This is a genomic window from Lactiplantibacillus mudanjiangensis, assembly GCF_005405385.1.
GTDB classification, from domain to species: Bacteria; Bacillota; Bacilli; order Lactobacillales; family Lactobacillaceae; genus Lactiplantibacillus; species Lactiplantibacillus mudanjiangensis.
This window is the reverse complement of record NZ_BJDY01000002.1, coordinates 39,835-55,001: the sequence shown is the minus strand read 5'-3', so window position 1 is coordinate 55,001 and position 15,167 is coordinate 39,835. Positions and strand designations below refer to the sequence as shown.

General features: G+C 43.1%; 13 protein-coding genes and 1 other annotated feature. Of the genes, 3 read left to right on the top strand and 10 right to left on the bottom strand.

The genetic code is table 11. The features are described 5' to 3' along the window. Window positions 1-66: 66 nt before the first annotated feature. On the bottom strand, window positions 67-2,103 hold the full coding sequence (locus tag FFM84_RS01070; protein WP_130843841.1) for a peptidoglycan D,D-transpeptidase FtsI family protein: 2,037 nt from the start codon (window positions 2,101-2,103) through the stop codon (window positions 67-69). A gap of 354 nt (window positions 2,104-2,457) precedes the next feature. Between FFM84_RS01070 and FFM84_RS01065 the strand changes: the two genes are divergently transcribed. Continuing rightward, a complete protein-coding gene (locus FFM84_RS01065) occupies window positions 2,458-5,112 on the top strand; it encodes a YfhO family protein (protein WP_130843842.1) in 2,655 nt (884 codons plus the stop codon). 52 nt (window positions 5,113-5,164) lie between these two features. Here FFM84_RS01065 and FFM84_RS01060 read toward each other — a convergent pair whose 3' ends face one another. Beyond that, window positions 5,165-5,470 carry a HesB/YadR/YfhF family protein gene (locus FFM84_RS01060; protein ID WP_130843843.1) on the bottom strand — a complete coding sequence of 102 codons (306 nt, stop codon included), beginning with the start codon at window positions 5,468-5,470 and terminating at the stop codon, window positions 5,165-5,167. Window positions 5,471-5,651: 181 nt separating this feature from the next. On the opposite strand from FFM84_RS01060, the gene FFM84_RS01055 reads away from it, so the two are divergent. Together FFM84_RS01055 and FFM84_RS01050 are read left to right on the top strand one after the other, a co-directional pair. Beyond that, complete coding sequence (locus FFM84_RS01055; RefSeq protein WP_130843844.1) at window positions 5,652-6,104, top strand: LytTR family DNA-binding domain-containing protein; 453 nt, start codon at window positions 5,652-5,654, stop codon at window positions 6,102-6,104. A 1-nt stretch (window position 6,105) separates the two neighbouring features. Continuing rightward, entirely contained in the window at window positions 6,106-6,837 is a 732-nt protein-coding gene (locus tag FFM84_RS01050; RefSeq protein WP_130843845.1) for a LiaF transmembrane domain-containing protein, read from the top strand. Between the two features lie 409 nt (window positions 6,838-7,246). On the opposite strand, the gene FFM84_RS01045 is transcribed toward FFM84_RS01050, so the two are convergent. From FFM84_RS01045 to FFM84_RS01010, 8 genes are all read right to left on the bottom strand, one after another. Next, on the bottom strand, window positions 7,247-7,783 hold the full coding sequence (locus FFM84_RS01045) for a DUF1697 domain-containing protein (RefSeq protein WP_130843846.1): 537 nt from the start codon (window positions 7,781-7,783) through the stop codon (window positions 7,247-7,249). A gap of 64 nt (window positions 7,784-7,847) precedes the next feature. Then, complete coding sequence (greA, locus tag FFM84_RS01040; protein WP_130843847.1) at window positions 7,848-8,330, bottom strand: transcription elongation factor GreA; 483 nt, start codon at window positions 8,328-8,330, stop codon at window positions 7,848-7,850. 106 nt (window positions 8,331-8,436) lie between these two features. Beyond that, entirely contained in the window at window positions 8,437-9,066 is a 630-nt protein-coding gene (gene udk / locus FFM84_RS01035) for a uridine kinase (protein ID WP_130843848.1), read from the bottom strand. A 17-nt stretch (window positions 9,067-9,083) separates the two neighbouring features. Next, window positions 9,084-10,280 (bottom strand): endolytic transglycosylase MltG, encoded by a 1,197-nt coding sequence (gene mltG, locus FFM84_RS01030; RefSeq protein ID WP_130843849.1) that lies wholly within the window; start codon window positions 10,278-10,280, stop codon window positions 9,084-9,086. Between the two features lie 150 nt (window positions 10,281-10,430). After that, the gene (pheT, locus tag FFM84_RS01025; RefSeq protein WP_130843850.1) at window positions 10,431-12,848 is read right to left on the bottom strand and encodes a phenylalanine--tRNA ligase subunit beta; all 2,418 of its coding nucleotides are present in this window, start codon (window positions 12,846-12,848) and stop codon (window positions 10,431-10,433) included. 9 nt (window positions 12,849-12,857) lie between these two features. Beyond that, entirely contained in the window at window positions 12,858-13,904 is a 1,047-nt protein-coding gene (gene pheS / locus FFM84_RS01020; RefSeq protein WP_130843851.1) for a phenylalanine--tRNA ligase subunit alpha, read from the bottom strand. A 55-nt stretch (window positions 13,905-13,959) separates the two neighbouring features. Then, window positions 13,960-14,205 (bottom strand) — a binding site (T-box leader). 45 nt (window positions 14,206-14,250) lie between these two features. Then, window positions 14,251-14,622, bottom strand: coding sequence for a winged helix-turn-helix transcriptional regulator (locus FFM84_RS01015; protein WP_130843852.1), 372 nt, complete (start codon window positions 14,620-14,622; stop codon window positions 14,251-14,253). A gap of 34 nt (window positions 14,623-14,656) precedes the next feature. Beyond that, on the bottom strand, window positions 14,657-15,160 hold the full coding sequence (locus tag FFM84_RS01010) for an HD domain-containing protein (protein ID WP_130843853.1): 504 nt from the start codon (window positions 15,158-15,160) through the stop codon (window positions 14,657-14,659). Window positions 15,161-15,167: the final 7 nt, after the last annotated feature.

Sequence of the window (15,167 nt, the reverse complement as noted above, 5' to 3'; positions counted from 1 at the left end):
ATACCATTAATAACCTAAAAATACCAGTATCAATTAAGATACTGGTATCAAAAAACGGAAATTTAATTATTTAGAATAGTACTTCCAGAATTGTTTGTAGATCAACTTAGCAGTATCCATGTTAGCAGTCCCACCACTAGAGTTCATCCCAGGGAAGACGATCGCAATCGCAACCTTAGGATTGTTGTATGGTGCATACGTCGCTAAACTCAACGTTTCAGTTGCCGTTGAACCATGATACGTTTCGGCAGTCCCAGACTTGGCTGCAACAGCTGGTGACAAGCTTGATAAGGCTCCACCGGTCTTATAAGTACTCGTCCCATGAACCACTAAATAATACCCTTTTTGCACGATATCGAAGTAAGATGATGGCACATCAACCGTATTTAAGACTCGAGACGTCACATTAGTCTTCACTTTACCTTGCGTCCCATCAGCATTAGTCCCAGTAACCGCAGACACAATATGTGGCGCGATCCGCCGACCACCATTGGCCATGGTTGAGATATATTGGGCCACTTGAATCGTGGTATAGGCATCGTAGTTCCCAAAGGATAAATCTAACGCTTTACCAATATTAGTCTGACTAGATGACCCTTCATAACCAGTTGATTCACCTGGTAAATCAACACCAGTCTTAACACCTAAACCGAATTCATTGAAGTAACCACGTAGTTTTGAGAACACTGACGTTGACATCGTCAAAGCTTTACCTGAAGCATATGAGTAATTGCCTTCCTTCATCGCTAACTGCATCATGTACGAGTTAGAAGAAACTTCCATGGCTTCAGAGGCCCCTAATGATAGGTTGGCACTCCCAGTCTTGTTAAACCAAGACGTCTTTGAGGCGGTCCCAGCCAACTTAATTGGCATATCAGTCAACGTATTGTTCGTTGGCGTAATAACACCAGATTGCAAGGCACCCATAACCGTAGCACCCTTAACAACTGACCCCATAACGAAGGTCTGGTTAATCGTTCCTAAGGCGTTTTCGGTCACTTTTCCAGTTGAAATATTCCGACTCGCACCAGCCAACGCATAAATCGCGCCGGTCGATGGATTCATGACAACCGCATAAGCACCAGGTAAGTATGGATTATTGGCACCAACTGACTTCGTTTCAGACATCATGATACTTTGAACCGCTTTTTGGAACTTCGCATTGATCGTCAAACTCAGGTTATCACCCTTTTGACCACCATACTTTTTAACTTCTTTTTGAATCACACCGTCTTGAGTTTTGACTTCAGTTTGTGACTTAGTCCCCTTCAAAACGTTTTCGTATTGTTTTTCTAATTGGCTTTGCCCAACTGAATCATCACGAGAGTAACCTTCAGCTAACAACGTCTTAATGTTATCACTTGGCAACCCTTGCTTTTCAGTGGTAACGGTCCCTAGCACACTGGTAATACTGGTCCCATTTGGATAGCTTCGCGTCCAACTGGTCCCGACTTTAATCCCAGGCATTTCAGATTGATGTTCACCAATCTCAGCCAATTCCGTGCTGGAAACACCGGTTGACTTGATGTTAACTGTTGATAATGAATAGGCCGCACTCATCTTGGCAAAAATAGCCGCCGCGTTCTTATCCGCCGACGTCATATTCTGAATTAAGTTCTTTTCAGTGTAGGTGACTTCACGATCATAGAGCACATCTGAATCAGTTGACGTTTTAACCTTTTTAGCTACGGCCTTTAAGTTCGACTTATTAGACAAGTAATAGTCGGCTTTGTTTCGATCCGTTAAACTACTCGTTGAGATCGTTAAGTATTGACCTAACTTAGTGGCAATCGTATACATCTTAGACGAGGCCACATTGAGTCCTTTCGTATATTGGATTGCTTGGTGAGACTTGTTCCCAACCAAAACTCGACCAGTCGAATCATAGACCGATCCACGTTGGACACTCGCTGTGGCGGTCGTATTGTTCGCTGAGTTAACGGCCGTCGCAAATTTTTGACCATAATCCACTTGTAAATAAGCTAATTGGCCAATCAACGCCGCAAATAATAGAAAGACCACGAAGAATAAGAAATTCAGGCGGAATGGTATATGTGACTTATTGGGGTCACGGTTGTCAGATGCTTTTTTAAACAGTTTCAATTCTCAAACTCCCGTTCTTAAACTTAGTTAGTATTATCAAACCAATTTAATAACACTAACTAGTGCACTTAAATATTAGCACTACTTATGCTATTGTATCGGTTGCGCATTTATCAATCAATAGTGTACTATAAATCCTTCAATTTCGCATTTCAAACATCGAAAATTATCAGCTTCTTTATAATTGATTAAACATGCCTGGTATTCATGGGGTAACTTCATCACAAATTCACATTTAAGCCGCGCTGACACGGTTTCCAGTCACAAGTTAATTTGTCAAAATGGGCGACCGTGAGCCATGACTTATGCTATCCTAGACGATAGACTTAAACATTTAAGGATTGAGGTGGCATTTTGAAAATCCGTCGTATTTTTGACAAGCATACTTGGCCGCTCTGGCTAAGTTTTTGGCTGCCATTAATATTAATGACTGGCTATTTTATTTATCGACACATGGCGCCATTTGGTTCCAGTAGTTTATTGACCGTCGACATGGGTCAACAGTATGTGGACATGTTCTCTTATTTCCGTCATACGATTTTACATGATCCTGGCGCCTTTTTTTATTCGTTCTCTAAAACCATTGGTGGCGATATGTTGGGTGTCTGGGCTTACTACTTAATGAGTCCATTCAACTTGATCTTATTGGCCTTCCCTGGCAAATCAATTACAACTGGGATCTTTATCATCACGATCCTGAAATATGGTTTTGCCGGCTTAGCGTTTGGCTGGTTACTAACCAAAACACGGACTCAAAGCGGTTGGTTAGTCCCAATGTTCAGTACCGTCTACGCATTAATGGGTTGGATGATCGCCAATCAACTTAACTTGATCTGGTTAGACACCACCGCGATTTTACCAATGGTCATTCTAGGGCTCGAACGGCTCTTCAAAACCGGTAAAATTCGCTGGTTTGCCGGCTGGTTAACCGTTATGTTAATCGATAACTATTATATGGGTTATATGGTTATCTTGTTCAGTTGTTTATACTGGTTGTATGCCGCAACCAAGTACTGGACCAACTTTAAAACGTTGCTGCAACAAATTGGGAAGTTTGCCTGGGGTGGCTTAGTCAGCGTCGCACTATCTGCTTGGCTACTTTTTCCAACTTTTTATGCCTTATTACAAAGTAAAGCGCAATATAATGAAACAAAAATTAGTTGGAAATTTGAATACGCCCCTTGGAAGATGCTCGCCAAGTACGTGATTGGTAGCTTTAACTTCGATCAAATGCCATCAGGCCAACCTAACGTTTATATCGCTTGGATTGCCATCATTGGCTTTATCGTTTACTTTTTGCGCCACAAACCAAGTTGGCCTGTTAAACTTAGCGCGCTCGTCGTCACCGGCGTGATCTTACTCTCATTTTGTTTCGAACCATTAGACTTACTTTGGCATGCGGATCAATTTCCAGTTTGGTATCCTTACCGATTCTCGTTTGTCTTTTGTTTCTGGGTCGTCTGGTTAGCCGCGCAAGCGATCACTAAAGACTTGACCATCAAACTTTGGCAAGCATTAGTCGCGCTCGGGATCTTCGCCGCAATGTTTATTACAGTGGCTTTGAATATCAAACATGTGACCTATGTCAGCATGGGCAACATCGGGATTACCGCTGGCTTAGCCGCAATCTCACTTGTCTTATTAGTCGCGCCTAAACGACGTTACTTGCAGCTCTATCAGATCGTCGCATTAGTGCTAGTCACTACTGATATGACCACTAACGCGGTTGCTTCGCTCAATAATATTTCATACGTCTCACAGAGTGAATTTGGCGACTATACGCAAATTCTGGATAAAACCGTTAGCGGCATTCAAAGTTCAAATAGTGGCTTCTACCGTATTGGTAAGACGTTTACTCGTACTAAAGATGATCCGTTGCAAGCCAACTATAATGGCGGCGATCATTTTAGTTCGACCTTTGAAAGTATTATTCCGAACTTCTTTGGCTCAATTGGACAACCCGATGGAGATGGGGTTGTCACCTATTCCAACGGGACATTAATTACCGATTCCTTACTAGATATGCAGTACTTTATGGATAAAAATATTCCATCAGGTGTATCAAACAGTGAAAACTTCAATAGTTATATTCCGGTTACCAGCACCAAGCCCGATTTACGCTATTACACCAAATCTAGTCAATTAAGCAATCAAAAAGTGAACGTTTACCAAAATCCCTACGCTTTAGGGTTAGGGTTCGGCGCTTCCGATAAGATTTTGAACTTGAAAGTCTCCAAAACCACTGGTGATCCGATTGCGCGTCAAGAATTGATCTATCAAACCTTGGCCAATCGCTCAACTTCGGCCCTCATTTCAGCTGAAAACTTTGACCAAGTCGTCTTCCAAAACGTCAAAAAAGTGGTCACTTTGACAGGTTCTGTAGTTAATAAACAAGACTTAGCCAAGACTGGATCGATTTACTTTAAGTTTACGCCAAAGACGAATGATTCTTACTACATTACCTTTGGTCAAAACTTGTCAACGTCAAACGCCAGCTTCTATATCAACGGTAAAGCATTGAAACAATATCCAACTTACCGCCATACCATCGCCGTCAACGTTGCGACGCATAGTAAAGGTAAGACCGTCACCTTTGGGATTCAAATGAAGAAAACGTCCCTCTGGTTACAAAACTTTACGTTATACAAACTTAGCAATCAACAATTCAAACAGTCTGCTAAGAAGCTCCAAAAATCACCTTGGACGATCACCAAGCATACTAGTCGCCGCCTAACTGGGACGATTAATATCAAGAAAAACCATCAAGTCTTAATGACGACCATTCCTTATTCAAAAGGTTGGCACGCCAAAGTTGATGGCAAGACCGTTAAGACACACAAAGTGATTAATACGTTTGTCGCCGTACCACTTAGCAAAGGTAAACATACCGTGACCTTAACGTATCGCCCACCATACTTCGTTGCCGGCACCATTTTAAGTGGTCTGACAGCTTTAAGTACCTTAGGTTGGTTTGGCTATCGTCGTTATCGTCGTCGCTCAACCGATTAGGTCAAACGCAAAAATGCTACCACAGCCAAAAAATGGTTGTGGTAGCATTTTTTTAATCTTCGTTATTTGGCACATAATCATACTTAGGCCCATCATTGGCCTCATCATAGTCAACGGTCAAATCATAGCCCTTAAAGAACCATTCATCGCGATCATTAACATAATAATTCACCCCATCGACCACGGTACTAGCAATTGGTTGATGCGGTTCGTCATCACGGGCTAATCCGATTGAAAACCCACTGTGGACCGCTGTTTTGCCATATGTTTTACCATAAAAGCGCACGCCATTACCCGGTGTGACGCCCATATCTTCATGAAACCATTGATTCGCTGCCGCTGTAATTGTAATTTTCACGCGTGTCACCCTCACTTGTTGTAATCGTTTACAGTTATTGTCCCCTTTTCAACCATAAAACGCAACATTGCCGGTTAGTGCACAAAGCACCACTTGCGTCTGAAAACTGACCACTTAGGGGATTCGGATTTACAAGTCATTCGCAATATGGTGTACTTATAACACCAAGGAGGTGATGGGGTTGCAGATTCACGTTGAAATCGATCCCCAATTAAGCGCACCAGAAATTCAAGTCCGCGCCCCTGCCGCCGATGAACAATTGACGACGCTCGTGCAAGCACTCGAAAAATTAACCGCACCAGCAGCTACGTTACCCGTTTCACAACAAGGTCAAATGATTCAATTACCGTTAAGCGAGATTATTTTTATCGAAGCCAGTGGTCATGATATTCGTGTCCACACTCGGACCGCGGCTTATAAAACGGCTACTCGCCTATATGAGTTGGCCGAACAATTGCCGGAAATATTTTTCCGGGTATCAAAATCTGCCATTGTCAACACCACGGCCATTTATTCACTAACGAAGTCGCTAACTGGCAACTTAATTGAATTTCAAGCGACTCATAAACAACTCTATGTATCACGTCGCTATTATCAGCAGCTCAAAGCCATTTTAACTAAAAAGGAGTCTTAATATGCCATTTAAACGTCAACGCTGGTTCTGGGGGATTTTCTTCCTCGTTAGTGCCATCATCTTAGTTCTTAGCCAATTAGGTATCTTTGCCGCCCACTTAGGAGTCGGTACTTTAATTCTCACGATCATCTTAGTCGCTGTCTTGCTCAACAGCTTACGCTACATGATGATTACCGGTAGCGTCTTTTCTCTAGCCTTTCTGGCGATGCTCTACGCAAAACCATTAGGCATTACTAACCTCGTTCCTTGGACCATTTTAGGTGCGGCCGTCCTACTCAGTATTGGCCTCAATTTGATCTTTACACCGCATCGGGCATTAGTAAAACGCTGGGCGCACCACGGCCAAAATTTTAGTCATCATCATCATGACGACTGGACGACCGAATCGACAGCCACCATTGATGATGCTCACGTTGACCTTGATTTATCGATGAGTAACAGTATTCGTTACATTCACAGCGAAGCCCTGGCAACCGCCAATATCCGCGTTTCCACTGGCGGTGCAAAGATTTACTTTGATGATGTGACTTTAGCCGACAACACTGCCATTATTAACTTGGACGTGTCGCTATCTGGCGTTGAACTCTACCTACCTAAAACTTGGCAAGTTCAAGTTGAATTAGCCAACAACATGAGTCACATCGAAACCATTGGCGAACCAACCACGGCTGGTCCACGAATTACGCTCACCGGACGACTCTCACTATCTGGTTTAACTTTAAATTATCTGTAATCTATAGCGTGCGACAAAAGACGCTTTGCTACCGAGTATAGCCTAGGAATAAGAATGATTGTGCACTTTCAATCGTTCTTATTCCGTAGCTAAGCGGAGGGAGCAGTCTTTTGTCGCACGTTTCGGCTATAAATATTAGAAGATACCTAAATTAACCACCTACGTCAGCCAGTGATTCTGCCTGCTGTGGGGACCGATTCCAGCCCAAAATGCGGGCTTCCACCTCGCTTTTAAGCCTAGCCCAAACCGCCAGTCTCAAAAGTCGTCCACATCGTAAGACCGGGAAAGCCACCCGGACTAACGATGTTCTCACAGCTGGCACCATCACTGGTTGACTCCGGTTATATTTGTGGCTGCTAACTAGTTTAGTAACCCATCATAACCAAGTGTGAGGGCATATTGATCTCACCTATAGCAACAATTGTTTTAACTTCATCGTGGTATTGTAATTACGTGCGCTAGTCTGTTTATAAAACGGTGTGCCCGTTATTTTGGCATAAAATGACCGACTATAGTTCACTTTGAAGGTTGAGGTCCAAAAAATAACGGTTGGTGTAATTGAAATTTGATCGTAATCAGTCGTCACATGTTGTGTTAACCACTCATCAAGTGCGGTGTCATAGGTGGATAACTTAAACAAGGCATTGTGTCGTAATTGTGGATCAGCACCCCACCATGCCGGTGCTTGTTTTAGTGTCGCGATAAAAGTCGGTTTGTCCACTAATCTAAACGGGATCTCAAAAGCAAACTGCTCACCTAACACTTGCACAATCACTCGTTCACAAGTGGCTTGGTCCAATGAACTCGTCACCATCAAATTACCACTATTAATATATGAGCGCACATTCGTAAAGTTGGCAGCTGTCAACTGATCCCGAAGTTCAGCCATCGGCACCCGACTTTTGCCGCCAACATTCACCCCTCGAAGTAAAAGCAAATAATCCATTTTGATCCTCCTTTTTACAAAAAAGCCACTAACATCGCTTTGACGTTAGTGGCTTTTAATTTATCTAGGCATTTTCAACCTTTAAGATCTTCACTTGCATCGTCCCAACTGGAATCGCAATGCTAACTTCATCATTGACGTGATGGCCAATTAAGCTCTTAGCAATTGGAGAGTCATTTGAGATTTTGCCTCCCATTGGATCAGCTTCGGCCGCACCAACAATGGTGTAGCTTTCAGGTTCTTCATCAGGCAATTCTTGAAAGGTCACAATCTTACCAACCGAAACTTCGGTTGCATCGATTTGTTCGCTATCAATAATTTCTGCGTATTGAATCATGTGTTCAACCGTTTTAATTCGGTTTTCTAATAAACTTTGTTCATTTTTTGCTGATTCATATTCAGAGTTTTCGGATAAATCACCGTAACTCCGCGCAATCTTAATGCGGTTAATAATTTCTGGCCGTTGGTTAAGTTTAAGGTCTTCAAGTTCATGTTCGAGCTTAACCTTACCTTCTTCGGTCATTGGATATGTTTTATCTTCAGCCACTGTGTCCACTCCTCTAGTTCTTGTATAGTTAACATTGACCAGCCTACCATGTCAGTTTTTAATTGTAAACTCTCTCACCCAAATTTTTATAGTCTGAGCGTTTAGTTTACAAAATAGAACGAACTTTGGTCGTTAACAAATCGATGGCAACTTCATTTTCGCCACCTTCGGGCACAATAATGTCCGCATAACGCTTGGTTGGTTCCACAAATTGGTGATACATTGGTTTAACGGTCGCCAAATATTGTTCAATCACCCAATCTAAGGTCCGACCACGTTCCTTGATATCACGTTGAATCCGGCGAATGATCCGAATATCATCATCTGTATCCACGAAAACCTTAATATCCATCAAATCTCGTAAACGTTGATCATCTAAGATCAAGACGCCTTCCACAATAATGACATCACGTGGTTCTTGATGAATCGTTTCACTGCTACGCGTTGATTGTTCGTAATCATAGACTGGCTTTTCAATTGGTTTGTAATCAAGCAACGTTTTAATTTGCTCAATCATCAAATCCGTATCAAATGCCAATGGATGATCGTAGTTAACGGCCCGACGTTCAGCCATCGTCATGTCAGCTTGATCATTATAGTAGGAATCTTGTTGCAAAATTAGCAATGATTGTCCGGATAACTGATTATAGATTGCTTTGCTAACAGTCGTTTTCCCACTACCGGAACCACCAGTCACCCCAATAACGATGGGTCGGCGATGTTTGGTTTCACTCATTTCATTTAGCCTCATTCTTAATTACTAGATTCGTTGTGTTTGGCAACTTTTTGAATATTTGCAGCATGTCCAGCCGCATCTTTAGCATAGTAAACTTTACCCGTCTTCAAGTCAGCAACGAAGTACATGTAATCCTTACTACGCTTGGCTGGATCTAAGACCGCTTTGATCGAGATTAAGCTAGGACTGTTAAATGGTCCAGGGCCATAGCCTAAATGTAACCGTAAGTTATATGGTGATTTATTTTGTAAATCTTTATTTGTTAACGTCGACTTATCGGAATTGATCGCATAGAACACGGAAATATCAGAGTCTAATCGCCATTTGGCATCGATCCGATTCAAGAAGACCCCAGCAATCAAGCGGCGATCCTTAGTCGTGCTTCCTTCGCGTTCAACGAGTGAGGCTAAGGTCATGACTTCTTGAACGGACATCTTCGACTTCTTGATTTGCTTGTAGTACGGTTGTAATTCGTCATCCGTCTTACCAACCATTTGCGTCACTAACGCTTTCAACGTGGTCTTCTTGCCCACCGTATAAGTTGCGGGGAAGAGATAACCTTCTAAGCGATAGCGGACGTTCTTCGCTTTCATGGCAGAACCCAATAAGTCAGGATACTTCTTAGCTAAGGTCTTGATAAAGGTTTGATCCTTCATCAATGTTAAGAATTCCTTGGATGTAAAATCGGTTTGTTTCTGAATGGTTTTAGCAATCGTCTTAATTTGACTACCTTCAACAACCAATACGCGACCGGTGGAACTTTGGATTGGTTCAGAAGAACCACCCTTGTTCAACGCTTTAGCGACTTGCGCTAAAGACATTGATGGTTTCAATTGGTAATAACCCGCATGAAAGTTAGATAAGTTATGGGCCTTGGTCCAATAGTCAAATACAAAACCGCTCTTAATCACGTGTTTTGATTGTAAGATTTCCGCAATCTTTTTACTATTGGCACCATAAGGAATCTCAACTTGCACAACGCGCGTGTCACTCTTATTGTATGGCTGAGTCGCATTATCAAAGTAGCGATACCCCAGCACACCGATAATCACCAACAAAGCCACTAAAATACCAACGACGCCACCAATGACGCGTTTAGAAAATGACTTCCGTTGCTTTTGAAGCGTCCGGTTAGGTTGCACCGGCGTTTCGTGAGCTTTTTCTTCCGGTTTATCTTGGTTATTTTGATCGTTATTCAAAATTCGCCCCTCCATCTAGTTAGTTCATCTTGTCAATTATACAAAACTGACCGCCGCTTTGCACTAACTCTGACAGACTTTTAACTTTTTTTAGAGTATTTCATCAATATATCTAAAAAGGAGCTTGAGGCACAATCACGCCCCAAACTCCCTGATCATATTTAATTAACGAATTTCAGCATCGAACTCAGTGGTCAACGCCTTCAAAACTTTATCGAAGGCAGCTGTCACATCATCATCCACTAAAGTGGCATTTTGATCTTGATAGGTCAACGTGTATGCTAAGGACTTCTTCCCAGCAGGGACATGCTTACCGTTATAAACGTCGAAGAGTTTAACTGAACGCAAATGCGCCCCACCCTTGTCCGTAATCAAGTCAACCACTTGTGCATTAGTAATGTCATCATTGATTAACATGGCCACGTCCCGCGTGATACTTGGGAACTTCGAGATTGGTTGATATTGTTGCCGTTCCTTTGGTAAGGCAATCAAGGCTGCCAAATCAAGTTCAAAGACATAGGTTTCCCGAATCTTATAAGCTTTGGTCGTATTTGGATGAACTTGTCCCACAAACCCAACCAAGCGATCACCAACATAGATATCAGCAGTCCGACCCGGATGCATTTCTGGATGATCTGCACTAGCCACATAAGTGATTGGATCAGCTAACGCTAAACTCTTCAGGTAACCCGCAACAATCCCTTTGATTTGATAGAAATCAATTGGTTGCGCCGCAATTCCCCATTCAGCAGGTACCATTGACCCTGTAATGGCCCCAGCTAAATGTTCAACTTCGTGTGGGCGAACTTGTTCTGGTTGGCTAAAGAAGACCCGACCAGTTTCGTACAACGCCACATCTTGTTCTTTACGGGCGTTGTTATAAGCTAAATCATCTAACAAGCCTGAAATGAGGTTCAACCGTAACGCTGAGCGTTCAGAACTCATTGGGAAGTCTAACTTAGTGACTTCACTCGCATGTAACTCAAAGGCTTGTGCTTTTGCTGGCGTCGTCAATGAATAACTGATGGCTTGCGTTAAGCCAGCACTTTCCATCAACTTCCGCGTATCGCGAATCAATTGTTGCGTTTCATTTAGCTTACCAATCGTTGGTTGACCGGTTGGTAACGTTGAAGGCAAGTTGTCATAACCATATAAGCGGGCCACTTCTTCAATCAAGTCAGCAGGAATGTGAATATCCCAACGACGAGCTGGAATTGTGACTGTTAACGTGTCTTCATTAATAGTCGTTGGGAAGTCTAAACGACGGAAGATATCCGCAACAGTATCCATAGTCAAGTCGGTCCCTAACACATGATTAATTCGTGATAAGGTGATATCAACGACAACGGGCGCAATCGTTTCTTCACGGCCAGCGACTGTCCCAGTGGCAACCGTCCCATCGCCTAATTCAGCAATCATCGCAGCGGCGGCATCTAACGCCGTTTGCGTGGCACTGTGGTCAATGCCGCGTTCGTAACGCATTGATGCTTCACTGTGTAGGCCATGGTTATGCGCTGTTTTCCGAACACGAACAGCATCAAAAACGGCACTTTCTAGCGCAATCGTTGTGGTTTCGTTAGTGACTTCAGTAGCTAAGCCACCCATCGTCCCAGCTAAACAAATCGGTTGATCATCGCTACAAATAACCAAATCAGTTGGCAATAAGTCACGTTCTTCATCATCTAAGGTGGTTAATTTTTCGCCTGCTTTAGCCAAACGAACATTCACATGACCTGCGCTCAACTTATCGTAGTCAAAAGCGTGCAATGGTTGCCCATATTGCATCAAGATGTAGTTTGTCGCATCGACCACGTTGTTAATTGGCCGCATACCGGCATTCCAAATCCGAATTTGAAGCCACAATGGACTTGGTTTAATCGTGACATTCTTGATTAACCGCATCTTATAAGTTGGCACGTCATGTTCATCTGCTTCAACGGTAACGGTTAAGGCGTCATCCGCTAAATCATTGGCATCCTCAGTCAAAGCAACTGTTGGCATCTTTGGAGTTTGATCATAAATAGCGGCTAACTCATGTGCCGTGCCATTCATGCTCAACATGTCCCCACGATTAGGTGTAACAGACATGTCGATGATTTCATCATCCATCCCTAAGTAACTGAAAACCGGTTCGCCAGGAGTGGCATCGGCTGGCAAAATAAAGATCCCATCCGCCACTTCTTTTGGCACTAACTTTTCATCAAAACCTAATTCGTCTAAGGCACATAACATCCCGTTAGAGACGACGCCACGCATCTTACTACGCTTAATCTTAGTATGCCCGCCAATCCAAGAATTTGGTAAAGCCACAATCACCATTTCGCCAGCAGCCACGTTCGGTGCGCCACAGACGATTTGGATCGGTTCTTCTTCACCAACATCAACTTGGCAAATGTGTAAATGATCTGAATCAGGATGTTCAACACATTCCAAGACATGCCCAACGACAACTTTCTTCAAGCCTTCGCTAGGACGAATCACACCGTCAACTTCAACGGCTGTCCGTTCAATCTTTTCGGCTAATTCATCAGCCGGAATATCCAATTGTAAATAATCGCGTAACCATGCATAAGAAATTTTCATCTGGGCCGCCTAACCTTTCTTGTAGAATTGTGACAAGAACCGAACATCATTTAAGTAGAAGTTACGGATATCATCAACCCCATACTTCAACATTGCAAAACGATCTGGTCCTAAACCAAAGGCAAAACCACCGTAGACTTCAGGGTCAATGCCGGACATTTCTAAGACGCGTGGATGTACCATCCCAGCCCCTAAGACTTCGATCCAACCGGTTTGCTTGCAGACGGCACAGCCCTTACCATTACAGTTAAAGCAAGTCACATCGGCTTCAACAGAAGGTTCCGTGAATGGGAAGTAACTTGGACGTAACCGCACGTCAAATTGATCACCGAATAAGGTATTGGCAACCAAAGTCAACGTACCTTTCAAATCAGCCATCGTAATATGTTTATCAACGACTAACCCTTCAATTTGGTGGAATTGATGTGAATGCGTGGCATCATCTGTATCCCGACGATAAACCCGGCCGGGGGTTAACACCTTCAATGGGCCCTTTGAAAAGTCATGACTTTCCAATGCGCGTGGTTGATCGGCTGACGTTTGGGTCCGTAATAAGACTTCCTTGGTGATGTAGAACGTATCTTGCATATCACGAGCGGGATGATCCTTAGGTAAGTTCAAACGTTCGAAGTTATAATAATCTTCTTCAACTTCATCCCCGTCTTCAATTTCGTAACCCATACCGATGAATAAGTCTTCTAATTCAGTGATAATTTGGGTAATCACATGTGGTTGGCCTTGAGGAACCGTCCGACCTGGTAAGGTCACGTCTAGCTTTTCTGCAGCCAATTGTGCGTTAACCGCAGCTTCTTCTAATTCAGACCGCCGATGATCAATCGCATTTTGCAAGTGATCACGGATCTCGTTGGCATAAGCCCCAACTTTTGGTCGTTCTTCAGGAGTTAAGTCGCGCATCCCACGTAATACTTCGGTGATAGGTCCTTTTTTACCTAACAAATCAACCTTGATTTGGTTGACTTTGTTCAAAACATCAGCGGACTTAATGTCTGCCAAGCCTTGATCGCGTAGTTCAGTTAACCGATCTTGTAAGCTCATAGTCTTCCTCCAATATCTTTACTCACGTTTTTCGACACAAAAAAACCTCATCCTAAAAAGGGACGAGGTTATCGCGGTACCACCCTTGTTCGTTGTCTCCAAATGACACTAAGTCATGAAACAACGCACTTTCACCGCATAACGATCGGTGGCACCGGAAAATTATTTGTTTAATCAAAACGCCCAATTTCAGCTCAGAGAGTGAATTCACTAATCAGCACCACCAGTGAGCTCGCAATCGATGGCTCACTTCCCTGTAGATGATGTCAAACTAGTTACTAGTTCTCGTCAATGCTTTTTTCTTTACATATGCCAGTCTATGGCAAACGACAGTCAGCGTCAAGCCCTATTCACAAGATTGTGCGGGACTAAACCACTTATCAGACCACATGTGCACGGTATTCATGACTTGCCGCAAATCAGCCCCTTTGGCCGTTAAGCGGTATTCAATCAAAGCCGAATCACAGTGTGTCACCCGACTAACAATGCCATTTTCTTCTAATTCTTTTAAGCGAACGACCAAGACACGGTCACTACACTTCGGCACCCTACGCGCTAAGTTCTTAAAACGTTGCGGCCCGTCTTCTAGCAGGACGTCAATAATGAGTCCGTTCCACTTTTTGCCTAAGATTGAAAAAGTCTTTTCAAACTTAGGACACAGTTCAAATTGGGATTCCACGGTCGAATCACTGACCGTATCTAGCATCATTTCTGACATTCCATGACCTCCAAAAAACATCCGCAGACCAATCTTACCCGGCAGTTGTCCCCCGGAATCGATCTAACTGTTTGGCCACCTTCGTACGTAAGGGTCCAAAAAATTCATGTTCTGCTTCATAATCATCGACTAAAGAAACTAACAAACTTTCCCGGTATTTAGGTAACGCCAGCGTTGCCCCAAACATATGCTTTAAGATGATATCTTTTTCCATCGGGGTTAGTTTGGTTAACTTTTCAGCGTTGCGCAACGCTACCCGGGGATGAATAAACGCATGGGAGCCAAGATCAAACTTGGTTTCACGCCAATCATAATAAAACAAATCGTGTAACAAACCACCACGGGCAACCGCGGTCGTGTTTAAATGCCACTTCTTAGCTAACAAATAACTATCGTATGAGACTGCAATTGAATGATCTAAGCGATTCGAATGATGGTGTTGGGTAAAATCAGCTAAATGTTGAACGGCTGGTTGGGCTAATAAGTCGGCCACAATCGCCACATATTCAGGATCTTGTTTCCATGCATTGGTTTTCATTGAAAGC